This is a genomic window from Prevotella histicola (assembly GCF_055385135.1).
In genome coordinates this window covers 615,910-640,406 of the sequence record NZ_AP043793.1, presented here as the reverse complement: position 1 = coordinate 640,406, position 24,497 = coordinate 615,910, and the positions used below count along the sequence as shown (strand labels likewise).

The following is a 24,497-nucleotide window of genomic DNA, read 5'->3' as shown; positions in this document are numbered from 1 at the left end:
ATGGAGCAGTTGTTAAGGCTATATAAGGAATGGAAGGGCTGTGCCCCTTTTAATATAGAAAAGCTTGCAGGTGCAGGGAGTAATCGCGAATATTATCGTTTGACAGATGCTGATAGTAATACAATCATAGGTGTTGTCGGTACGAGTAGGGATGAGAATCATGCCTTTGTTTACCTTGCCAAACATTTCGAAAAGCGCCAATTGCCCGTTCCACATGTATTAGCTGTCTCAGAAGATGAGAGTTGTTATTTACAATCTGATCTTGGAGATACTTCTCTTTTTGATGCTATTCGTGGTGGACGTGATGCAGGAGGAAGGTATAATCTAGCAGAACAGGAACTTTTACGTAGAACCATTCGTGAGTTGCCCAATATACAGTTGCGCGGTGCACGTGGCTTAGATTTTTCGAACTGTTATCCACAACCAGAGTTTGATCAAGAGGGGGTTCTTTTTGATTTGAATTACTTTAAGTATTGTTTCTTAAAGGTAACGGAGCTTGATTTCCATGAATTAAAACTTGAGGCGAACTTTAGAATGTTTGCAAAAGACCTGACCTCTGAGAATATGGATTCGTTTTTGTATCGTGATTTTCAGGCAAGGAATGTCATGTTAAAGGATGGACAGCCTTATTTTATTGACTTCCAAGGGGGGAGAAAAGGGCCTTTTTATTATGACTTAGCTTCTTTTTTGTGGCAGGCAAGTGCAAGATATTCTTTCAAGCTACGTCGTGAACTAGTGTTTGATTACTACCAAAGTCTTAAGAATTATACAGAAGTCCCTTCAAAGCGACATTTCGTAAATCGCCTTTCACTGTTTGTTCTTTTCCGTACATTGCAGGTCTTAGGCGCATATGGTTTCCGTGGCTATTTTGAAAGGAAGAAACATTTTATTGATTCAATTCCCCCTGCTATACAAAACCTACGTGATTTGCTGTCATTGGGTGAGGAGGTTTTCCCTTACCCTTATATGTTAGACATGTTGAAAAGGCTTACACAGCTACCACAGTTTGCTTATACTGAGGAGTCTATGATGAGTAGAACAGATGGTTTTAAGACGGTAGAGAAGGATGTTTATCAGGCTAATCCATTAGATGGACCGGCTACTTTTTCAAAATATGATGGGAAAGGGCCATTGGTAGTGCGTGTATTCAGTTTTTCATTTAAGAAGGGAATACCTGAAGATACATCAGGCAATGGTGGAGGTTATGTCTTCGATTGTAGAAGCACGCATAATCCTGGACGATATGAACCATACAAGAAAATAACAGGGTTAGATGAGCCTGTTATTCGATTCTTGGAAGATGATGGGGAGATTCTTGATTTTCTTAAACCTGTTTATAAGTTAGCTGACCATCATGTAGAACGTTATATGCAGCGCGGCTTCACGGATCTTATGTTCAGCTTTGGTTGCACTGGTGGGCAACACCGTTCGGTTTATTGTGCACAACACCTTGCAGAGCATCTTAATCAAAAATATGGAGTAGAAGTAAAGATACAACATAGAGAACAAGGGATAGAACAAGTATTGGAAGCTAAATAAGAGTAATTACTTAGTTTTTTCATTTATGTTTATTTTTCCTTTTGTCAACTGGAATAAAAACAGTACTTTTGTACCATAAAAAGAATAGCTAATGCAAGCAATGATTTTCGCAGCTGGGCTTGGTACTCGGCTGAAACCTTTAACAGATACGATGCCAAAGGCATTGGTAAAGGTGGGGGATGCACCACTGTTGGAACATGTTATCAGAAGATTGATTGATGCAGGATGCAAGCGGATGGTCGTAAATGTCCATCATTTTGCAAATAAAATAGTAGATTACCTAAAGACGAATGATTTCGGGGTAGACATTCAAGTGTCGGATGAAACAGAGCAGCTCCTTGATACAGGTGGTGGTATCAAGCGAGCTGCTCTGCTTTTTGATGCTACATTGCCAGTACTTATACATAATGTAGACATACTAAGTAATGTCGACTTGGCTTCATTTTATAAACATGCTTTAGAACAGAAGATAGATGCACTGCTGCTAGTAAGTTGTCGTGTTACCCAACGTTATCTTATATTTGACCATCATATGCGTTTGGTTGGTTGGGCGAACGTTGCTACAGGTGAGGTAAAATCTCCACACGACAATATCCTTCATATGCGTTTCATTTCCCCAACGGAGGATGTGACATCCTATTACCAGCAAGGTTATTATCTGTATGCTTTCTCTGGTATACATATTTTAGCTCCATCTGCTATTAAAGGTGTGGAGGCCGTTAAAGAAGAGAAATTCCCTATTATGGATTTCTATCTGCGTAACTGTGGCGCTCTGAAGATATATGGCGAATTGAAGACCGACCTCCAACTTCTTGATGTCGGCAAACTTGATACACTGCGTAAAGCAGAAGAATTTATAGAAAAATCAGATAATCAATGTTCTTCTAAAGGGCAATGATTCTCTCTAAAATCTTATCAATACATGCAACAGAAGATTATCATTTTGGATTTCGGCTCACAGACAACACAGCTTATAGGGCGACGTGTACGTGAGTTGGACACCTTCTGCGAAATCCTTCCTTACAACAAATTTCCTAAGGATGATCCATCAGTAATTGGCGTAATCCTTTCAGGATCACCTTATTCAGTACATGACCCTGAAGCTTTCAAGGTAGATCTTAGTCAGTTTATAGGTAAGATTCCAGTCCTTGGTATCTGCTATGGTGCTCAGTTTATATCATATTCAAACGGAGGTAAAGTTGAACAGGCTGGTACACGTGAGTATGGACGTGCTAATTTAGAGACTATTAATCTTGATAATCCCCTCTTCAATGGATTTGAAAAGGGGTCTCAAGTATGGATGAGTCATGGTGACACGATTACTGCTATTCCTTCTGATTATGATATTATTGCTTCTACAGGGGATGTGAAGTTTGCTGCTTTTGCCTCTACAAAGCAACCTGTATGGGCCGTTCAATTCCATCCAGAAGTGTATCATACTCTGCAGGGGAAGCAATTGCTGAAAAACTTTGTTGTAGATATCTGTGGTAGTAAGCAGGAGTGGAGTGCGGCTTCATTTGTTGAGAGTGCCGTTCAGGAGATACGTGAACAAGTTGGAAACGATCGTGTTATACTTGGCTTGTCGGGAGGTGTAGACTCTTCTGTCTGCGCTGTACTGCTTAATAAGGCTATTGGTAAGAATCTGACTTGTATCTTTGTAGATCACGGGATGCTTCGTAAGAATGAGTTCTCAAAGGTCATGGATGCTTATAAAGGATTAGGTTTAAACGTTATAGGGGTGGATGCTTCTGAAAAGTTCTTCAAGGATCTTGAAGGAGTGTCTGATCCTGAACAGAAACGTAAGATTATAGGCAGAGATTTCGTTGAGGTTTTTAATGCTGAAGCAAAGAAGATAACAGATGCAAAATGGCTGGCGCAGGGAACTATTTACCCTGACCGTATAGAGAGTCTAAGCATAACAGGTATGGTTATTAAAAGCCATCATAATGTTGGAGGATTACCAAAAGAGATGCATTTGCAACTCTGTGAGCCTTTGCGTTGGCTTTTTAAGGATGAAGTTCGTCGAGTAGGTCATCAACTTAAAATGCCAGAACGACTTATCAAACGTCACCCATTCCCTGGTCCAGGGTTGGCAGTGCGTATTCTTGGTGATATTACACGTGAAAAAGTCCGCATCTTACAAGATGCTGATGATATATATATTGAGAAGATGCATGGCTATATGATGCCAGACGGAACGAGCCTTTATGATCATATTTGGCAGGCTGGTACGGTACTTCTCTCTACTATTCGCTCTGTGGGAGTCATGGGTGATGAGCGCACTTATGAACATCCAGTTGCACTTCGTGCGGTAACATCAATGGATGCGATGACTGCAGACTGGGCACATCTCCCTTATGATTTCATGGCAGATGTATCAAATGAGATTATACGAAAGGTTAAGGGAGTTAATCGAGTATGTTATGACATATCTTCTAAACCACCTTCGACAATAGAGTGGGAATAATAACTAAAAACAAGGAGAGGCTATTTAGCTTCTCCTTGTTTCTTTCTACTCCTAAGGATTTAGTATGTTTAATGTAAAGAAAAATATATTCGTAAATTCAATAGGTGATGTTTTACGTTGTAAAAGGGCGTCTTTCACAACGCAAAAGGTGCCCTTTTACAATGCAAAAGGTGCTCTTTTGAATTGTAAAAGAGCACCTTTTATAAAGCTAGTTGTAATAGCCTGGATATCGGGAGGTTACAAACTCAATTTTTATATTTTGTTTTTAGTTCCCTAATGTGTTATAGGAGAAAGTTTGTATTATATTTTCTTAAAGAATATATATACTCCTGTTGGTATCCAAAGCTAATTCAAGTTTCTTCTTATTTACCTTAAATATTACTGAGTGTTACTGCTTCTTCAATAGGTCACGAATCTCAGTGAGAAGTTTCTCCTCATTAGTTGGCTCTGGGTCTGGTGCGGGAGCTGCTGGCTCCTCAGCCTTCTTCTTAGAAAGTTTATTGATACCTTTCACCATAAGGAACACACAGAAAGCAATTATAAGGAAATCAAATGTGGTCTGGAGGAAGTTACCGTAGTTAATAGTAGCGGGATCCGGACTTGTTACTCCAGCGATATCAACTTGAGGAAGAGTGAACTTTAAGTCAGTAAACTTCACACCACCAATAAGCCATCCGATAGGTGGCATGATAATATCGTCAACAATAGATGAAACAATCTTGCCGAAAGCACCACCGATGATTACACCGACCGCCATATCTACGGCATTACCTTTTACTGCGAAATCTTTAAATTCTTGGATTAATTTACTCATAATTTTAAGTTGTTAATTTAATGAATGCCTCGTGCCTATCTATCCCATTATGTCTCTTCCTTTGATATTTGGATATTACAATCTTTACGCATAGATTGTTCTCATTTTACTTCTATAAAGGATGAACTCATTTTTTATAATATTTAATACACAATGCGATTGCAAAAATAAAAAAAAAATTGTATCTTTGCAATCGTAACATTAAAAATGTTCAATAGGAGGTAAAAAGAGAATTGTTTTTATAAACTTTTTAAAATAAATTAAGGTAAAAATGGTAAATGTAGCTATTAACGGCTTTGGCCGTATTGGTCGTCTCGCATTCCGTCAGATGTTCGAGGCTGAAGGTTATGAGGTTGTTGCAATCAACGACTTGACAAGTCCTAAGATGCTTGCTCATCTGTTGAAGTATGATACCGCTCAGGGTGGTTTCGCTGGCAAGTTCGGCGAGGGTAAGCACACTGTAGAGGCTACTGAGGACTCAATTATCGTTGATGGTAAGGAGATTAAGATTTCTGCTGAGAAGGACGCTGCAAACTGCCCATGGGCTGCTAATAAGGTAGACGTTGTACTCGAGTGTACAGGTTTCTATACATCAAAGGAGAAGGCTTCTGCTCACCTCAAGGCTGGTGCTAAGAAGGTAGTTATCTCTGCTCCAGCAGGTAACGATCTTCCTACAGTTGTTTTCAATACAAACCACAAGACTTTGACTGCAGCTGATACTGTTATTTCTGCAGCTTCTTGTACAACAAACTGCTTGGCTCCAATGGCAGCTGCTTTGAACGCATATGCTCCAATCCAGTCAGGTATCATGTCAACAATCCACGCTTACACTGGTGATCAGATGATTCTTGATGGTCCACAGCGTAAGGGCGACCTCCGTCGTTCACGTGCAGGTGCTTGCAACATCGTTCCTAACTCAACTGGTGCAGCTAAGGCTATCGGTCTTGTTATTCCAGAGTTGAACGGTAAGTTGATTGGTTCTGCACAGCGTGTTCCAACTCCAACAGGTTCAACAACTATCCTTGTTGCTGTTGTTAAGGGTAAGGACGTAACTGTTGAAGGTATCAACGCTGCAATGAAGGCTGCTGCAACAGAGAGCTTCGGTTACAACGAGGATCAGATCGTTTCTTCTGATATCATCGGTATGCGTTTCGGTTCTTTGTTCGATGCAACTCAGACTATGGTAAGCAAGATCGACGATGATACTTATCAGGTACAGGTTGTTTCTTGGTACGACAATGAGAACTCTTACACTTCTCAGATGGTTCGTACAATCAAGTACTTCGCAGAGTTGAAGTAATACCGTTAGAGAATAGTCTGTAAATTCTCTCTTTTGTAGAGAGTTATGGATAAAATAATACTCCCTGTCAGCTTTGCTGGCAGGGATTTTTTTGTTATCTTTGCGACATGGAGAACAAAGGGTTATGTGATCAGATAGCTATAAGTGATATGTCAGAACGAAGAATGATAACCATTCTTGGCCCAACAGCATCTGGAAAGACTGATCTTGCTGCACATCTTGCTTCATATCTAAAGGCAGAGATTATCAGTGCAGATAGCCGGCAGGTGTATCGTGGTATGGATATCGGAACAGGAAAGGATTTGGGGGATTATACTGTCGACGGACACGTGATTCCTTATCATCTTATAGATATCTGTGAGCCAGGGACGAAATACAATCTTTTTCGATATCAGCAGGACTTTCTTGATTGCTATGAAAATATACGTAAGCGGAAAATACAACCAATTCTCTGTGGTGGAACAGGTTTATATATAGAGGCTGTCTTGAAAGGATATAGTCTTTCTCCAGTTCCTCAAAATCCAGAATTACGTATGGCTTTAGCTGATAAATCACTTGAAGAGTTGACGGTTATATTAGCAGATCTAAAGACAAAGAACCATTCTGTCATGCATAATAAGACGGATGTTGATTCCTGTCAAAGAGCCATCCGCGCTATTGAGATAGAGACATATAACCTTTCCAATCCCGTAAAGGAGAGGTCATGTCCGCCTATAGACTCCTTGATAATTGGTGTAAATATAGATAGAGAGGAACGTCGGAGAAAGATCACGAGCCGTTTAAAGAGCCGCCTTACTAACGGGATGGTTGAGGAGGTAGATGGGTTATTAAAGAGTGGAATATCTGCAGAAGACCTTATCTATTATGGTTTAGAGTATAAATATGTAACAGAGTTCCTTATTGGTAATATTACCTATGATGAAATGGTTCATCAACTTGAAATAGCTATTCATCAATTTGCCAAACGACAGATGACGTGGTTTAGAGGAATGGAACGTCGTGGGTTCACCATTCATTGGATAGATGCACTGCAACCTATGGATGTAAAGATAGATGAAATAATGAATTTATGGTAGATGAAGAAAGATGGGGTATTATTTATTGCCCACGGAATGGTTATCTTGGTAATTATCAGAAGCAGAGAAGGTCTCTTGAACAATGCCTGCAGCTACACCAAGTTTCTTATGATATAGTTCAAAGTGAGAATCCTCGTAGCGTAGAGCGACTGGTACGTCTGCTTGTAAGCAATGGTTACAAGACTATTATCATATATGGTGGTGACTCTGCATTGAATGATGCGGTTAATTATCTGATGCTTTTAGAACCAGAAAAGCGTGACAGTATAACGGTGGGTGTTATTCCAAATGGTGTGCTGAACGACTTTGCACACTTCTGGGGATTTGATGAATCACACTTGGAACAGACTATAGTTTGGCTTAAGCAGAAGCGTATAAGACGGATAGATATTGGGTATATTCGCTATGAAAACAAGAAGTGTGAACGTTGTCGTAGATATTTCCTTAACTGTGTAAATATTGGGATGGTTGCAAATATAATGAGCCTTCGTCGTCGTATGCGCCACCTTTTCATATCCCGTACAATCTCCTTTATTCTCTCTTGTTTCCTGCTTTTGTTCCAACGTATGGATTATTTGATGTCACTGAACATCAATACAGATAGTATCAGGCGACGGTTGATGACCGTTTGTATCGGTAATGCTCAAGGCTATGGGCAGACACCGAATGCTGTCCCATATAATGGTTTACTAGATGTTTCAATCGTTTCTCAACCAAAGATGTTGCAAGCAATGAAGGGTATGTATCTCTTGTTGCGGGATAAGATATTGAATCATCAGAGTGTATTACCTTATAGAACGCAGGAACTGAGAGCACAGGTAACCTCACATACTCCTGTCAGTGTTGATGGACGACTCTTGAAATCGGCACCTGTTGGCACTTTTATAATAGGTGTGGAGAAAGAAGTCATTAACTTTATCATACCGAATTAATACACCTTATATATTAAATTACTCCTGTCTATTCTCTTGTTTTTATTGAAAAAAGAGACCTTCTATTGTTTAAGCAAATTACTGATAGATTCTATCTACCCGTTAAAAGCTCCTAAGCTTTCTCTCAAATGTTTATGAACTTTTCCTATTATATATTAGAGCTTTTAAGACATAGGTATTTAAACCTTCTTCGTAAATTCTTCTTATAAGTTTCATAAGAGAAGTCTGAACCTGAAAATAATATCTTACTTTATAATGCTATTATGAAAAATATTTGTATCTTTGGAGTGCCAAACGGTAAAGTCTGTAAAGACTTCTACTGGAAAGAAATTAAAAACCAAACAATAAACCTTAAAAGACATGAGCTACTTAAAATTTGAAAAAGCTCTGATGACCAATCTTCAAGATTCGCTTCCTCGAGAGCTACTGCGAACTAATCGTTCTGGAGCTTATGCTTGTTCCACTATTGTTGATTGTAACACTCGTAAGTACCATGGTTTACTTGTTGTCCCCGTTCCTGAATTAGATGATGACAATCATGTGCTGTTGAGCTCTCTTGACCCCACAGTTATACAGCATGGTGCTGCATTTAACTTGGGTTTACATAAATATCAAGGAGGAACTTTCAGCCCACAAGGGCATAAGTATATACGGGAATTTGATTGTGATAATGTCCCTACTACTATCTATAGGGTTGGAGGAGTCTTGTTAAAAAAAGAAGTTGTTTTCCAACACTATGAAGATCGTATCTTGATACGTTATACATTACTGGAAGCTCATTCGAAAACAACGTTGCAGTTTCGCCCATTTTTAGCATTCCGCAGTGTTAAACAATTTACACATGAGAATCCTGTAGCTGATAGAACCTATCATCAGATAGATAATGGAATAAGCACTTGTATGTATGCAGGGTATCCAGCCCTATACATGCAATTCTCAAAAACCAATGAGTTTCATTTTGAACCTTATTGGTATCGTGGTCTCGAATATCCAAAGGAACAAGAACGTGGTTATGCTTCTGATGAAGATTTGTATGTGCCAGGTTATTTTGAGATGAATATTAGCAAAGGAGAGAGTATTATTTTCGCTGCTTCTACTTCAGAATGCAAGCCTTCTATACTACCCAATTTGTTTAATACAGAGGTTGAGACACGTAGTCCTCGCGATAATTTCTTCCATTGTCTTGTTAATGCAGCACATCAGTTTCATAATAGTGCAAAGGATGGTGCCCGTTATATACTTGCGGGTTACCCATGGTTTAAGTGCCGCGCGCGCGATCAGTTCATAGCACTTCCTGGTCTCACATTGAGTATTGAAGAGCAGGATTATTTTGAGTTGGTGATGCAGACAGCAGAGAAAGGGCTACGCGAATTTATGGAAGGAAAGCCTTTGACTGTTAATATCTATGAGATGGAGAAGCCTGATGTACCTCTTTGGTGTGTGTGGGCTATTCAGCAATATGCTAAAGCTGCAGGTAAAGAACGTTGCAAGAAACTCTATGGTAGTTTATTGTATGATATCATAGATTACCTTATGTTAGATAAACATCCAAACTTAACTTTAGACAAGAATGGATTACTTTATGCTGATGCAAAGGGTAAAGCTATAACCTGGATGAATTCTATGAACAATGGGCGACCAGTTGTTCCACGCTCTGGATATATCGTGGAGTTTAATGCCCTTTGGTATAATGCTCTGAAGTTTGCTGCTGTTATGGAACAAGAGAGTGGGAATATAGAGCGATCGAATACTCTTGAGGAACTCGCAGCGCGGTGTAAAGAGGCGTTTGTCGATACATTCCTTAATGAGTATGGCTATCTTTATGATTATGTTGATGGGAATATGATAGATTGGAGTGTTCGTCCAAATATGATATTTGCAGTTGCACTTGATTATTCGCCACTTGATCAGAAACAGAAACGGGGTGTTTTAGATGTTTGTACGCGCGAGTTACTGACACCGAAAGGATTACGTTCTCTTTCTCCAAAGAGTGGTGGTTACAATCCAATGTATACTGGTCCGCAAAGTCAGCGTGATCTAGCTTATCATCAGGGGACAGCCTGGCCATGGTTAGGAGGATTCTATCTTGAAGCCTGCTTGAAACTCTATAAGCAAACACGCTTGAGTTTTGTTGAGCGCCAGTTAGTTGGTTATGAGGATGAGATGTTTCATCATTGCCTTAGTACGTTACCAGAACTCTTTGATGGCAATCCACCTTTTAATGGCCGTGGTGCTATATCTTTCGCCATGAATGTGGCTGAAGTACTTCGTACTTTAGAGTTACTTGAAAAATATAAATATTAATAGGAGGAACTTATATGAAAGTATTAATGTTTGGATGGGAGTATCCTCCTCATGTATATGGCGGTTTAGCGACTGCAAATTTTGGTATATCGGAAGGTCTTCATGTACAAGGTGATATTGAGACAACGCTTTGTCTTCCTCATCCTTTTGGTGATGAAGATCAGAGATTTGCCAATATTGTAGCAATGAACTGTGTGCCAATAGCCTATCGAGATGTTGATTATGATTATGTGAAGAGCCGTATAGGCAATATAATGAATCCAGATCTTTACTATGAGTTGAGAAACCATATCTATGCAGACTTTAATTATATGCATGTCAACGACCTCGGCGCCATGGATTTTGCTGGTGGTTACCCTGCTAACCTTCATGAAGAGATCAATAACTATTCAATTATAGCTGGCGTTGTGGCACGGACACTTGACTATGACATCATTCATGCACATGATTGGTTAACCTATCCTGCGGGTCTTCATGCCAAGCAAGTTTCAGGCAAGCCTTTGTGCATTCATGTTCATGCCACAGACTTTGATCGTTCACGTGGACAGGTTAATCCAACTGTATATGGCATAGAGAAGGATGGAATGGACAATGCTGATTGCATCATGTGCGTGTCAGAACTGACTCGCCAGACCGTTATAAATCAATATCATCAGGATCCACGTAAGGTTTTTACAGTGCATAATGCAGTTTATCCCCTGACACAAGAGATTGCAGAAATTCCACGACCAGATCATAAAGGGAAGGAGAAACTTGTTACTTTCCTTGGTAGAATAACAATGCAAAAAGGTCCAGAATATTTTATTGAGGCTGCAAATATGGTACTTCATCGTACTCGTAATGTCCGGTTTTGTATGGCAGGGTCAGGTGATATGATGAATCAGATGATTTATCTTGCGGCTGAACGTGGCATTGCTGACCGTTTCCATTTCCCTGGTTTTATGCGAGGTAAAGAAGTCTATGAATGCTTGAAAGCATCAGATGTTTATGTGATGCCTTCTGTCAGTGAGCCTTTTGGCATTTCTCCTTTGGAAGCAATGCAATGTGGTACACCAAGTATTATCTCCAAACAGAGTGGATGTGCCGAGATCCTCAATAATTGTATCAAGATTGATTATTGGGATATACATGCATTAGCTGATGCAATTTATTCTATCTGTCATAATGAGAGTCTTTTCGACTATTTATCAGAAGAGGGTAAAAAGGAGGTTGCCCAGATAACGTGGGAGAAGGTTGGGGCATGGATTCGTGAGCTTTACCTTCGCACTTTAGGCTGGTAATAAAAGATTAATGAAACTTACTAATGACCTTTAAAACTAAAACGAGATAAGATAATGAAAACGATTTGTTTATATTTCGAGATACATCAAGTAGTTCATTTGAAACGTTATCGTTTCTTTGATATAGGTACGGATCATTATTATTATGATGATTTTGAGAATGAACGTTCAGTTTCGGATATAGCAGAGAGAAGCTATATACCTGCATTGAATACACTGTTGCAGATGATTCGTGACAATGGAAATGCTTTTAAAGTTGCCTTTTCTCTTTCAGGGGTTGGTATAGAACAACTTGAGATGCATGCTCCACAAGTACTCGAGAAACTACAAGAGTTGAATAACACAGGCTGTGTAGAATTTCTTGCAGAGCCTTACTCACACGGCTTAGCTTCCCTTGCTAATGAAGAGAGCTTTAAGCTAGAGGTAAAACGGCAGGCTCAGAAGATAAAGGAATATTTTGGGCAAACACCAAAGGTGTTACGTAATTCTTCTCTTATCTATAGTGATGATATAGGATTACTTGCTTCTCAAATGGGCTTTAAGGCTATGCTGACAGAAGGTGCGAAGCATGTGCTAGGTTGGAAGAGCCCACACTATATATACAACTGCGCACTTGCCCCAAAGTTAAAGTTACTATTGCGTGATATTAAGTTGAGTGATGATATCTCTTTACGCTTTAATAATTCAGAATGGGAGGGTTATCCTTTATTTGCTGATACCTATATGGATGAGATTGCAGCTCTTCCAGACGAAGAACAGGTGATAGGTATCTTTATGAATCTTTCTGCTCTTGGTATAGACCAACCATTGTCAAGCAATATACTTGAATTCCTTAAGGCATTCCCCGCATGTGCAAAGCAACGTGGAATAACTTTCTCTACACCATCAGAGATCTGTATGAAACTGAAAAGTATCAGTAGTCTTGATGTGCCAGATACACTTAGTTGGATGGATGAAGAACGTGATGTCAGCACGTGGTTGGGTAATCCTATGCAACGAGAGGCGTTTAATAAACTTTACAGTGTTGCTGATCGGGTGCGAATAGCCAGAGATCCACGTATTAATCAGGATTGGGATTATTTGCAAGCTAGTGATAATTTCCGCTTTATGTCAACTAAGCCTTCTCGTGTTGGAATGGATCGGGGTATCTATGATGGTGCTTTTGACGCATTTACAAATTATATGAATATCCTTGGTGACTTCCTTAATCGTGTCAATAGCCTCTATCCTGCAGATATTGATAATGAAGAATTGAATGGGTTATTGACTACAATCCGCAATCAGGGTGAAGAGATTGAGATGAAGGAGAAGGAGGTAATACGGCTACAAGGGAAGGTTGACAAGTTGGAATCAGAAGAGGATAAGCTTCGATTGCAAGTTGAGAAGGAGGTAATCGGTAAGGATGCCCCCAAGAATCCTAGTCATAATACCCCTGCAAAGCGTACGGTAAAGAAGAAACAAAAGGATTAATATAGATATAAGAGAGAGGGGATTAACGATGAGGAAAGCTCTCATGAGAAGTGTTACATGCTTTTCTTTGATGGTATGAATAACTTTTACAGATAGGATTGTTATTCTATTTAATATTTAATGTAAATCCTTTCGGGAGTCACTTCGTATCTACTTGTAATTCAGATGCTTATAATTTGAAAAACAAAAGATGCCCTTTTGCAACGCAAAAGGGCATCTTTTGTTCCCTCAAAGGGTACCTTTTACCATTCAAAAGGGCGTCTTTTACAATGCAAAATAGCACCTATTGAAAGTGTGTTATGATTTATTCTTACAATAATCTTTTGTAATCCTATTGTCCAAGAGTGGGGTAGGGCAATGCCCATGTTTTTTTAATCTTCCCTCTTTATTTAGCCTAAGTGTTTGTTACTGTGTACGCTTACAATGTTAAAAACATCTTTTTTTTACTATAATATTTGTTTTATTCTTTTATTAGCTATATATTTGCCATGTGTTTTTCACTGATTTAGATGTTTGCTAAATCATTATTCGAGGTTGGTAGCTTCCTGCACCAACCTCTTTTTTGTGTACTTTACTTGATACTCTTCTAATCTTTTTCTATCTTTGCAAAGTCTAATATAAATTTTATTCCATGAAGTTGTATAAGTTATTTTTTCTGGTTCTGTGTGCTTTGTTTTTTGTGAATTGTGAAAAAAGTGTTGTAGATGACGTTGAACATAAAAGACATAAGACAGAAGATGTGGATAACGGAGAATCTGATTCTGTAGATTCTTCTGCCATTAGTCATATTTATACAATTGCAGAATTCCAGCATGATATTCCTGAAGGGAAGGTTGTTACAGTGTCTGGATACATTGTTGGTGCATGCTCTAAGCATATCAAGAATGCAGAATGGGAGTACCCCTTTACTTATGATAATGCCATTTTGTTAGCAGATGATCGTGGAGAAACCTCTCCAGAACAAGTGATTGCCATTCAGTTGGCTTCGAAGCTTCTGAAAGAAGAGCTTGGTTTGAAAAGTAATCCTAATAATTATGGGAAGAAGATATTTTTCTGTGGGGTAAAACATAAGTATCTTGGAGTGTTCGGTATGAAAAAGAATATATATGATTATGGATGGATGGAAGAATGATTTTTGTGTAAATAATTTGCATATACCGATAAAAGTGATTATATTTGCAGTGGAAAAGAACATTGCAGACAAATAAAGGGAGTGATCCTTTTGGTTTATTGCAAACTTCTCCAGTATTCATTGAATAATAATACTAATAAGAATAAGTTTAGAAAGCCTATCGAAACACCTGTACTTCATAAATATTTCTTATAAAAATGAAGAAACTGAATGAGATGACCGACGAGGAGTTGGCATTGTCATACATTGATGGAAGTAATGAGGCTTTCGATTTATTGTTGTCACACAACCAATCGAAATTATTTTCGTATATCCTTTTTGTGGTGCGTGATCGTGACATTGCTGATGACTTGTTTCAAGAGACTTTTGTTAAAGTAATAACGAAATTACAGCAGGGGAAATATTCGCCGACAGGTAAATTTTCTGCTTGGGTGATGCGTATTGCCCATAATGTAATTATGGATTGGTATCGTGCACAACGTGCTGAGAAAGTTGTAGAGGCACCAAAAGACAATGATCTTTCAAATATAGGGGGGATTGATACGGTTATTGCCAATATCGAAAGTCAATTTGTTAATTCCCAAACACTCTCAGATGTAAAGCGGTTGATGAACCTTCTGCCAGCTTCCCAGCGTGAAGTTGTATTTATGCGTTTCTATCAAGAGATGTCATTTAAGGAGATAGCAGAAACTACAGGTGTAAGTATAAACACAAGCCTAGGCCGTATGCGTTATGCTATTTTGAACCTACGTCGTATGGTTCGTGATCATAAGGTGAATCTGCAATTTGCGTGAGAAGTGATTAGTACACTTAGATTAATCTGTATTTTTAAGAACAAAGGTTGAGGCTATCAGGGTATAATGACAGGTTTACTACCTGGTTACTTCAATAATTTAAGAAAAAGCTCCAAGACCCAGTTGAGGTTTTGGAGCTTTTTGAATTGTAGGTATAAAACTTTTTATACTTTTCGTTATCTATTATTCTTCTATCGTCTGGTGTTTAATAGTAATCTCTCTTTGTGGGAATGGAATTTCTATGCCATTCTTTTCAAGGGTTTCATATATACATTCCATGATGGCACTATCATCAGAACCCTGGGTGAAAACGTTTACCCAAACAAGAACCTTTAATGTTACGCAACTGTCATCGAAACTTTTTATCATTACCTGAACACTCTTCTCGGTATAGGTAATTCCTAAGGCTGTAATAGCGTCAACCAACATCTTTTTCACTTCATTGATATTACTTCCATAAGCAATACCAACTTCGAGGATATCTAATTCATATCCGTGATTCTTGGTCATGTTTTTATAATTCTTAGTGAAGAGCTGTGAGTTCTGAAAAGCTATGACAGAACCATCGAGGGCCTCCAACATTGTAGAGGTATAACTGATAGAACTTACTCGCCCGCGTATGCCATCACAAACAATATAATCGCCAATCTTTATTCGTCCTGTCATCAAAGAAATACCATAATAGATGTTTTCAAGTATATCCTTCATGGCAAAACCAATACCTGTCGACAGACCTCCACTGACGACAACCAGCCAAGTACTACTGATTTCAAAGATACTTAATATGGTTAAAAGCCATGCTCCCCAAACAATGACTTGTAAGACATTGATGTACATTGTGCTACGTGCTGCAGCTGTTGTTGGGTCATTTTTATCCAAATATAACTTAATTGCATCACGAGTCGTCTGATTAAGATATCTGAAGACGAACCAAAGAATGACAGAGATTGTAATGGAGTAAACGCTTATCTTGAACTTATCTGAGTTGATAAAGTCCGTGCGGAATATTTTCCAAGTCATGTCGCTGAGGTTGAATACATCTGTAGCCCAGTAAATAGCAAAGATAAAAGACAATACTAAAGCTGATGGTATGAACACATTTGATATTAGGCGAATGAACCAACCTTTATTAACAGGGAGTGTTCTCGTGTTATGACGCTCTCGGTATTGGTTGAGATAATCGTGTAAGAAAGCTATAGTCTGAACGCATGCTAATTGCATCATCCACCAAATAATTCCTTGTACTGCCAGCATAGTATAACCTATGGTTGAGCTTACTAGCGAGAAGAGGAATACTGCAAGTGAGAAGTAAGCTAGGTAAAGGTCATATTTAGGAATGAGTTTATAATATTTGTACATAACTCGGCCCTGCCAAGAAGCAATAATAAGCATGAGTGGAGGGAATAATAATGTAACAATGGAACTTGGAAGCATTACTATGCGGAAAGTAATAACCGAGAAACCTACAAGAATAAGAGGATAGTAAATTCGGTAGGTATTATGCGTTTGTGCGCCATTGACGCGGAAAAGTAAAGACGCAAAGATGACAGCAAGTAGCCAAGTATACTCTAATAGTAGACTACAAGCCATGTGAACGAAATTGGATGGTGATAGAATTCTTATTATTATAATGATAAGACTAAAGGTCATAACCGAGGTCACCATGATGATACAGGTTCGTTTGGCAAGAAAAGCACTATTTTGCTGCTCAAAACGGTTTGTTTTCATCAACTTTGTGACAAGAAAACGAATGCTCAGGTAATTAATTAGAATGGCAACAAACCCGTAAATCAATATCATACTGAAAAGGGCAATCAGCCATTTAACATCCCATTGTGATTGAACTACGCTCTGTGGGGTATATTTTTCAGAAATACTTGAACTCATGTTCTTTATCATATAGGGTGCGGAACGGAGATATTTAAAGTAATTCTCACCGCTATTAGTAAAGATACCTGACTGAATCTCTTCATATCTTTTCTGAGCATATGAATCAAGAGCTTGTAATTGTTGTTGGCTATACTGATAATATTGAATGTATTCTTGATAAGAATCGTTGCGCTCCTGTAACATACGCCGAATGCTCGTTGCGAGTGTAAGACACACATTACGCTCAGTTTTCATTTTGGTAGTCATTCCAAAGGTATACATTGTACTGAGCACATTGATAAGAGAATCATACCTTGCAATCTCTTCATTACTTTGGGTAATAAGGTCATGAAAGGGACGTGTTTTTGTTTGGAAGTCCTTCCAAAGCTCTGTAGCCTGATGACAGGCATATGTAAGATCAAATATATTATCAGTCTTTTGTGAATAGAGCATGAGTGAAACCTGTGCAGATTTTTCTCCAATTTCTTTCAATTGTGTCATCACCTGCTCATTAATTATTTTTGAGCGATTCAACTGCTTAGTCTCTTCAAGGTGTTGGTTGATCAGTTCATGCCGAAGAACAGACAATGAGTTTTTCAAAGAGTCTTCTTGTAAAACAGCATGCGTAGGTACAGTAATTAAAAATAGTAAGAAGGTGATGAAGAATATTTTTTTCGGCATATCAGTTTCTTATGATAACGGTTTCTTATTGATTAATAATGTGTGCAAAGGTAATCAAAGTTTATCATTCTGACATGTCAATGAATGTAAAATGATACTAAAGGTTTTACTTATCAATGATTTCTTTTTTTATCTGACTTTTAAGTGGATAATTTTGTGTAAGTTTGCAAATAAAACATAAGACAATGATATTAATAGCTGATAGTGGTGGATCTAAGACTGATTGGGCTCTGGTTGAGGAAGAAAATGCCGATAACAGGCAAATTTTAAAGGGACGTACACAGGGTTTGAACCCTTTTCATCAGTCGGAGGATGTTATTTTACATACTTTGGAATGTGAATTGAACCCAATCTTTCAGGTAATGGATTTAAAGGGTGGCTGTGTTCAGACAAAGGATGATGTTATAGAACAAATTACTAAAATTTTTTTCTATGGTGCTGGTTGTACTTCTGAAACTTCATATGTTATGCGAAAAGCACTTATGAAGCACTTTCCTAAAGCAGAAGTAGAGGTTGATAGTGATTTGTTAGGAGCAGCACGAGCTGTGTGCGGATATGAGCCTGGTATTGCTTGTATCTTGGGAACTGGTGCTAATAGTTGCCTTTATGATGGAAAAAAAATCACGCAAAATATTCCACCACTTGGATATATCCTTGGAGATGAGGGTAGTGGAGCTGTCTTGGGGAAATTATTTTTGAATGGTATTTTTAAAGGGAGTCTTTCGGAAGATATAAAAGAAAAATATTTAAAATGGAGTGGACTGACGTATCCACAGATTATAGATAAGGTGTATCGCCAACCGTTAGCTAATCGTTTCCTTGCAGGTATCTCTCTCTTTATTAAAGAGAATTTGAAGTACTATGAGTTAAGAGATTTGGTTATCTATAATTTCCAATGTTTTTTTGAAAAGAATGTCTTGTGTTATTCTTCGGATTCTATTCGTACTCTTTCTGCTGTTGGAGGAGTGGCTTCTGCATTTGAGGGGGAACTGAGAGCTTGCGCAGAGCACTTCAATTATAAAATAGGTAAGGTTATTGATGCACCAATTGATGGTTTGATAGGGTATTATAGTGAAACTGTTTAAAGCTGGCACTTTTCCTTTTATTATCTATATACTTTAATGGGATCTTAATTAGCACTAATAACGATATTTGCAAAATGCTAAATATAGGACTTAAAGAGACTGTTATTGCTTTTCATTAATGCTAAACGATAGAGAAATCTTTATTAAAGTTTGGATATTACTGACATAGTGTTATCTCCGTATTTTTCAAGACCTTCTTAGTAGGGGGCAAGTTGTTTGTGCAATCTTTTGTTTGTAAAGTAGAGTTTGCAAAATGTAGTGCGTTTTTTTGTTAGATTTGCATACGTTCTCAAATATTTTTGTATCTTTGCAACCGTTTTAAAACATGTTCTTTGTGAACGAGATTAGACAATTAAATTATAGCTATATAAGTTTATGTATTTCACACTTTTTGTTACCGTTCTGATAACGGCTGCATTCTTGGTAGTGGCAGCGTATGCCATAGCTAAGTTGATTGGTCCGCGTTCATACAATCCAGTGAAAGGTGAGCCTTTTGAGTGTGGTATTCCGACCTATGGAACCTCTTGGTTGCCAGTGCATATCGGTTACTATCTCTTTGCAATTCTCTTTCTGATGTTTGATGTGGAAACAGTTTTCTTATATCCTTGGGCAGTTGTTGTTAAGACATTTGGACCATTGGCTCTTGCCACGATTGGGTTCTTTATGTTGGTATTAGTATTTGGCCTTGCATACGCTTGGCGGAAAGGAGCACTCGAATGGAAATAAGAAAGCCAAAAATCAAATCTCTTCCATACAATGAATGGAAAGATAATGACACGCTGAGTAAGATGGCAAGTGAGCTGAACGAGGGAGGGACAAATCTCGTTCTTGGGAACTTGGATCAACTTATCAACTGGGGACGGAGTAATTCTCTGTGGTCATTGACTTTCGCTACTTCTTGTTGTGGTATTGAGTTTATGGCAGTCGGTTGTGCACGTTACGACTTCTCTCGTTTTGGATTTGAAGTTACGCGTAACTCTCCTCGTCAAGCGGATTTGATTATGTGTGCAGGTACTATTACCAATAAGATGGCACCGGCACTGAAGCGTTTGTATGATGAGATGGCAGAACCTAAATATGTTATTGCAGTTGGAGGTTGTGCTATTTCTGGTGGTCCATTCAAAGATAGCTATCATGTTATGCGAGGTATCGATGAGATTATCCCTGTAGACGTATATATTCCAGGTTGTCCTCCACGTCCAGAAGCTATTATCTATGGAATGATGCAACTTCAGCGTAAAGTTAAAGTTGAGAAATTCTTTGGTGGCGTAAATCATAAGCAGACTGCAGAAGAGCGTGAGTTGGGCAAGAGTAATGCCGAACTGATTTTTAAGGAGAAACTAGGCATTGATCCAGAGGAAATAAAGGAGAAGCGTGAGGCTGCATGGGAAGAGGCGCATAAGCCTACCCCTAAGCCTGCTCGCCCTGCAGCTAAACCCGCAGTAGACTCTGTTACTCCAACTCCTGTAGGGGTAGCTCCTAAGAAAGAGACGATTGTCATCAACCAACCAGTAACAAAAGAAGATGTTGATAAGTTGGGTAAGGAAATCGATCAGATTGATGCTGCAAAGAAGGCTGCTGATGAGAGTACAACTAACGTATAATATATAAGGTACGCGAGAATGAAACTAGAAAATAAAGAATTCGGCTTTGATAGCTTTGCTACTGAGATGGCAAGGTTGAAGAATGAGAAGCATTTCGATTACCTTGTAACTGTTGTCGGTGAAGACTTTGGTACAGAGGAAGGTCTTGGGTGTATTTATATTCTTGAGAATACAAGTACACACGAACGTTGTTCTGTAAAACAGCTTGCAAAAAAGGTGGGAGAGGAATTTGTAATTCCTTCTGTTATTAAGTTGTGGGCTGATGCCGATTTACTGGAACGTGAGGTCTATGATTTCTATGGTATTAAGTTCCTTGGTCATCCAGATATGCGTCGTCTCTTCTTAAGAAATGACTTTAAGGGGTATCCACTTCGTAAGGATTACGATATGGATCCTGCAAAGAATATGTATACTACAGAAGATGATGTAGAACTTGATACAACTACAGAGTGGAACTTAGACAAGAATGGTGAACTCGTAGGAACACAACATGCTTTGTTTACTGATGACAATTTTGTTGTTAATATTGGTCCACAACACCCTTCTACTCATGGTGTACTTCGTTTACAAACGGTGTTAGATGGTGAGACTGTTACTAATATCTATCCACATTTAGGTTATATCCATCGCGGTATAGAGAAACTTTGTGAACAGTTCACTTATCCTCAGACTTTGGCATTAACTGACCGTATGAATTACCTGTCAGCTATGATGAATCGTCATGCACTTGTGGGTGTAATTGAAGAGGGCATGGGGATTGAATTGTCTGAGCGTATTCTCTATATCCGTACTATTATGGATGAGTTACAGCGTATTGACAATCACCTCCTTTATACAGCTTGTTGTGCTCAAGACTTAGGTGCTCTTACTGCATTCCTTTATGGTATGCGTGACCGTGAGCATGTCCTCAATGTTATGGAAGAGACTACAGGTGGGCGTTTGATACAGAACTATTATAGGATAGGTGGTCTGCAAGCGGATATCGATCCAAACTTTGTATCAAATGTAAAGGAACTCTGCAAGTACTTACGTCCAATGATTCAGGAGTATGTTGATGTCTTTGGTGATAATGTGATTACACATCAGCGTTTTGAAGGAGTTGGTGTTATGGACGAGAAGGATTGTATCAGCTATGGCGTGACTGGTCCTGCTGGTCGTGCTAGTGGTTGGAAGAATGACGTTCGTAAGTACCATCCTTATGCAATGTATGATAAGGTAAACTTTGAAGAGATAACATTGACAAATGGTGATTCTATGGATCGCTATTTCTGTCATATTAAGGAAATCTATCAGAGTCTCAATATTATAGAGCAATTGATTGATAATATTCCTGAAGGTGAGTTCTATATTAAGCAAAAGCCAATTATCAAAGTCCCAGAAGGACAGTGGTATTTCTCTGTAGAGGGAGCAAGTGGTGAATTTGGTGCTTATTTGGATTCAAGAGGTGATAAAACTGCTTATCGTTTGAAGTTCCGACCAATGGGGCTGACACTTGTTGGCGCTATGGATAAGATGTTGCGTGGTCAGAAGATAGCCGACTTGGTTACTACTGGTGCTGCACTTGATTTCGTAATTCCTGATATAGACCGTTAACAAGGTTTATCATAAAAGTAATCAATTAAGAATTAAAATCATACTATGTTCGATTTTAGAATAGTAACAACATGGTTCGATGAATTACTACGCGTCACTTGTGGCTTGAGTAATTTTTGGACTATTCTGATTGAGTGCGTTGTGGTAGGCTTAGCAATTCTTCTTGCTTATGCTCTACTAGCTATCGTTCTCATCTTCATGGAACGTAAGGTCTGTGCCTACTTCCAGTGCCGTATTGGGCCTGTCAGAGTAGGCTGGTGGGGAACTTTACAGGTTTTTGCTGATGTATTGAAGATGTTGATCAAAGAGATCTTTGCAGTTGATAAAGCTGATAAATTGCTTTATTATCTTGCGCCATTCTTGGTTATCATCGCTTCAGTAGGGACATTCTCTTTTCTGCCATGGAATAAAGGAGCTAATATTTTAGACTTTAATGTGGGTATTTTCCTAGTAACAGCTATTAGCTCTATTGGCGTTCTCGGTATTTTCCTTGCAGGGTGGGGAAGTAATAATAAGTATTCTGTACTCTCTGCTATGCGTGGTGCGGTACAGATGATTTCTTATGAGTTGTCTTTGGGACTTTGTTTAATTTCCGCAGTTATACTAACTGGGACAATGCAAATTTCTGGTATTGTAGATGCACAGACTGGTCCTTGGCAATGGTTGATAGTGCAAGGGCATGTACCTGCAATTTTAGCTTTCCTTGTATTCTGTATTGCCGGTAATGCAGAAGCGAACCGTGGTCCTTTCGACTTAGCTGAGGCTGAGAGTGAGTTAACTGCTGGTTACCATACCGAGTATAGTGGTATGGGATTTGGTTTTTATTATCTTGCAGAATATCTTAACCTCTTTGTCGTATCAGGAATTGCCACTACTGTGTTCTTAGGTGGATGGGCTCCTCTTAATATTGGTATAGAAGGCTTTGATGCAGTTATGAACTATATTCCAGGTATTGTATGGTTCCTCGGTAAGACATTCGTTGTAGTATTCTTGTTGATGTGGATTAAGTGGACTTTCCCACGCCTTCGTATTGACCAAATTCTGAAATTGGAGTGGAAGTACCTTATGCCATTATCACTTGTTATCCTAGTCCTGATGACTGTTTGCGTAGCATTTGGTTGGACGTTCACTATTAATGGTTAAAAGAGAATGGAAGAAAAAAAACAATCATATTTTGGTGAGGTTGGTTCTGCACTCAAGACTCTTGCTACAGGTATGAAGGTGACGATGAAGGAATACTTCACACCAAAGTCTACTGAGCAGTATCCTGAGAATCGTGAGACAACCCTTCACGTTGCTAAACGTCATCGTGGTCGTTTGGTCTTTAAACGTGACGAAAATGAAGACTACAAGTGCACAGCTTGTACTATGTGTGAGAAGGCTTGTCCTAATGGTACCATCAAGATTGCTTCAGAAATGGTTACTAACCCAGAGACGGGTAAAAAGAAAAAGCAACTTCTCGATTATGAGTATGATTTGGGTGATTGTATGTTTTGCGAGTTGTGTGTAAATGCTTGCAACTTTGATGCAATTGAGTTTACAAATGATTTTGAGAATGCAGTGTTTGATCGCTCTAAGCTAATTCTCCACCTGGATAAAGAAATATATAAAGGTGGTTCACTACCAAAGCTTATTGAGGGTGGAGCAGATTGGAAAGTTGGAACATTCAATACTAAAAAGAAATAAGGAGTAAGGGATATGGCAAGATTAATTATGTTTGCGATTCTCGCCGTTGTAATATTGGCATCAGCTATATTCTGCGTGTCGACGAAACGTATCATGCGAGCTGCAACAGCATTGCTGTTTGTGCTCTTTGGTGTTGCAGGTCTCTATTTCCTGCTTGATTACACATTCCTTGGTGCTACCCAGATAAGTATTTATGCTGGTGGTATCACTATGATGTATATATTTGCAATTCAGTTGGTGAGTAAACGTACGTTACAAGGACTCTCTGAACGATGGTTAGGTAAGCGTACTTTTCTTGCTGCGGCAATAGCATTAGTTGGTTTCGCAACTGTTGTTGTTGTATTGTTAAAGAATGAGTTGATCAATAATACAATAATAAATGGTGATACATTGTCAAAAGAAGTAACAATGGATACCATTGGGCAGAACTTGATGAGTGCAGATAAGTATGGATACGTACTTCCTTTTGAATTTATTTCTGTATTCCTTTTGGCATGTATTATTGGTGGCTTAGTTATTCTGAATAATAATAAGAAGGAGGAGGAAAGCAAATGATACCTGTAGGATATTTCTTTGTCCTTAGCGGACTTCTGTTTTTTATCGGAGTTTTTGGTTTTGTCACTCGTCGTAATCTTGTTGCAATGCTAATCTCTGTAGAATTAGTTCTTAATAGTGTTGATATCAATTTTGCAGCATTCAATCGTCTGCTCTTCCCTGATGGATATGAGGGTATGTTTTTTACGCTTTTTTCTATCGGTGTAAGTGCTGCTGAGTCAGCTGTAGCACTCGCTATTATTATAAATGTTTACCGTCATTTCCACAGCGACCAGGTGAACAGTATTGAAAATATGAAATTATAAAGAGAAAACAA

At 38.7% G+C, this 24,497-nt stretch carries 21 protein-coding genes; 19 read left to right on the top strand and 2 right to left on the bottom strand.

The genetic code is table 11. The features are described 5' to 3' along the window. The 3 genes from ACZ48L_RS02695 (at nucleotide 1) to guaA (ending at nucleotide 4,006) form a co-directional block, all read left to right on the top strand. Nucleotides 1-1,539 (top strand): RapZ C-terminal domain-containing protein, encoded by a 1,539-nt coding sequence (locus ACZ48L_RS02695; protein ID WP_025791028.1) that lies wholly within the window; start codon nucleotides 1-3, stop codon nucleotides 1,537-1,539. 91 nt (nucleotides 1,540-1,630) lie between these two features. Continuing rightward, nucleotides 1,631-2,437 (top strand): nucleotidyltransferase family protein, encoded by an 807-nt coding sequence (locus ACZ48L_RS02690; RefSeq protein ID WP_025791030.1) that lies wholly within the window; start codon nucleotides 1,631-1,633, stop codon nucleotides 2,435-2,437. Between the two features lie 24 nt (nucleotides 2,438-2,461). Continuing rightward, a complete protein-coding gene (guaA, locus tag ACZ48L_RS02685; protein WP_219495858.1) occupies nucleotides 2,462-4,006 on the top strand; it encodes a glutamine-hydrolyzing GMP synthase in 1,545 nt (514 codons plus the stop codon). 388 nt (nucleotides 4,007-4,394) lie between these two features. Here the strand turns inward: guaA and mscL are convergent, their stop codons facing one another. After that, nucleotides 4,395-4,820 carry a large-conductance mechanosensitive channel protein MscL gene (gene mscL / locus ACZ48L_RS02680; protein WP_008822643.1) on the bottom strand — a complete coding sequence of 142 codons (426 nt, stop codon included), beginning with the start codon at nucleotides 4,818-4,820 and terminating at the stop codon, nucleotides 4,395-4,397. Between the two features lie 271 nt (nucleotides 4,821-5,091). Between mscL and gap the strand changes: the two genes are divergently transcribed. From gap to ACZ48L_RS02640, 8 genes are all read left to right on the top strand, one after another. After that, complete coding sequence (gap, locus tag ACZ48L_RS02675) at nucleotides 5,092-6,120, top strand: type I glyceraldehyde-3-phosphate dehydrogenase (protein ID WP_025791033.1); 1,029 nt, start codon at nucleotides 5,092-5,094, stop codon at nucleotides 6,118-6,120. 149 nt (nucleotides 6,121-6,269) lie between these two features. After that, nucleotides 6,270-7,196, top strand: coding sequence for a tRNA (adenosine(37)-N6)-dimethylallyltransferase MiaA (gene miaA / locus ACZ48L_RS02670; protein ID WP_199897292.1), 927 nt, complete (start codon nucleotides 6,270-6,272; stop codon nucleotides 7,194-7,196). Further along, nucleotides 7,190-8,128, top strand: a complete 939-nt coding sequence (locus ACZ48L_RS02665) for a diacylglycerol/lipid kinase family protein (protein ID WP_025791036.1) — start codon at nucleotides 7,190-7,192, stop codon at nucleotides 8,126-8,128. The genes miaA and ACZ48L_RS02665 overlap by 7 nt, the downstream gene beginning before the upstream one ends. Nucleotides 8,129-8,488: 360 nt before the next feature. Continuing rightward, nucleotides 8,489-10,432: a glycogen debranching enzyme N-terminal domain-containing protein gene (locus tag ACZ48L_RS02660; protein ID WP_219523798.1), complete on the top strand. Its 1,944-nt coding sequence runs from the start codon at nucleotides 8,489-8,491 to the stop codon at nucleotides 10,430-10,432. A 14-nt stretch (nucleotides 10,433-10,446) separates the two neighbouring features. Then, nucleotides 10,447-11,712: a glycosyltransferase family 4 protein gene (locus tag ACZ48L_RS02655; RefSeq protein WP_025791038.1), complete on the top strand. Its 1,266-nt coding sequence runs from the start codon at nucleotides 10,447-10,449 to the stop codon at nucleotides 11,710-11,712. A gap of 54 nt (nucleotides 11,713-11,766) precedes the next feature. After that, on the top strand, nucleotides 11,767-13,182 hold the full coding sequence (locus tag ACZ48L_RS02650) for a glycoside hydrolase family 57 protein (protein ID WP_025791039.1): 1,416 nt from the start codon (nucleotides 11,767-11,769) through the stop codon (nucleotides 13,180-13,182). 679 nt (nucleotides 13,183-13,861) lie between these two features. After that, nucleotides 13,862-14,314, top strand: a complete 453-nt coding sequence (locus tag ACZ48L_RS02645; RefSeq protein ID WP_308339657.1) for a DUF6359 domain-containing protein — start codon at nucleotides 13,862-13,864, stop codon at nucleotides 14,312-14,314. A gap of 197 nt (nucleotides 14,315-14,511) precedes the next feature. Beyond that, nucleotides 14,512-15,108 carry an RNA polymerase sigma factor gene (locus tag ACZ48L_RS02640; RefSeq protein ID WP_025791040.1) on the top strand — a complete coding sequence of 199 codons (597 nt, stop codon included), beginning with the start codon at nucleotides 14,512-14,514 and terminating at the stop codon, nucleotides 15,106-15,108. A gap of 183 nt (nucleotides 15,109-15,291) precedes the next feature. On the opposite strand, the gene ACZ48L_RS02635 is transcribed toward ACZ48L_RS02640, so the two are convergent. After that, the gene (locus ACZ48L_RS02635) at nucleotides 15,292-17,658 is read right to left on the bottom strand and encodes a mechanosensitive ion channel family protein (protein ID WP_025791041.1); all 2,367 of its coding nucleotides are present in this window, start codon (nucleotides 17,656-17,658) and stop codon (nucleotides 15,292-15,294) included. Nucleotides 17,659-17,843: 185 nt separating this feature from the next. Here ACZ48L_RS02635 and ACZ48L_RS02630 point away from each other — a divergent pair, with 185 nt between their 5' ends. The 8 genes from ACZ48L_RS02630 (at nucleotide 17,844) to nuoK (ending at nucleotide 24,486) form a co-directional block, all read left to right on the top strand. Continuing rightward, nucleotides 17,844-18,743 (top strand): ATPase, encoded by a 900-nt coding sequence (locus ACZ48L_RS02630; RefSeq protein WP_025791042.1) that lies wholly within the window; start codon nucleotides 17,844-17,846, stop codon nucleotides 18,741-18,743. A 375-nt stretch (nucleotides 18,744-19,118) separates the two neighbouring features. Beyond that, entirely contained in the window at nucleotides 19,119-19,469 is a 351-nt protein-coding gene (locus ACZ48L_RS02625) for an NADH-quinone oxidoreductase subunit A (protein ID WP_008822630.1), read from the top strand. After that, a complete protein-coding gene (locus ACZ48L_RS02620) occupies nucleotides 19,460-20,347 on the top strand; it encodes an NADH-quinone oxidoreductase subunit B (RefSeq protein ID WP_025791045.1) in 888 nt (295 codons plus the stop codon). The genes ACZ48L_RS02625 and ACZ48L_RS02620 overlap by 10 nt, the downstream gene beginning before the upstream one ends. An 18-nt stretch (nucleotides 20,348-20,365) precedes the next feature. Next, on the top strand, nucleotides 20,366-21,940 hold the full coding sequence (locus ACZ48L_RS02615) for an NADH-quinone oxidoreductase subunit D-related protein (protein WP_008822628.1): 1,575 nt from the start codon (nucleotides 20,366-20,368) through the stop codon (nucleotides 21,938-21,940). Nucleotides 21,941-21,985: 45 nt separating this feature from the next. Next, a complete protein-coding gene (gene nuoH, locus ACZ48L_RS02610; protein ID WP_025791046.1) occupies nucleotides 21,986-23,083 on the top strand; it encodes an NADH-quinone oxidoreductase subunit NuoH in 1,098 nt (365 codons plus the stop codon). Between the two features lie 6 nt (nucleotides 23,084-23,089). Continuing rightward, on the top strand, nucleotides 23,090-23,626 hold the full coding sequence (locus tag ACZ48L_RS02605) for a 4Fe-4S dicluster domain-containing protein (RefSeq protein WP_008822626.1): 537 nt from the start codon (nucleotides 23,090-23,092) through the stop codon (nucleotides 23,624-23,626). A 12-nt stretch (nucleotides 23,627-23,638) separates the two neighbouring features. Beyond that, nucleotides 23,639-24,181: an NADH-quinone oxidoreductase subunit J family protein gene (locus tag ACZ48L_RS02600; protein ID WP_025791049.1), complete on the top strand. Its 543-nt coding sequence runs from the start codon at nucleotides 23,639-23,641 to the stop codon at nucleotides 24,179-24,181. Next, on the top strand, nucleotides 24,178-24,486 hold the full coding sequence (gene nuoK / locus ACZ48L_RS02595) for an NADH-quinone oxidoreductase subunit NuoK (protein ID WP_004360908.1): 309 nt from the start codon (nucleotides 24,178-24,180) through the stop codon (nucleotides 24,484-24,486). Before ACZ48L_RS02600 ends, nuoK begins: the two co-directional genes overlap by 4 nt. Nucleotides 24,487-24,497 lie beyond the last annotated feature (11 nt).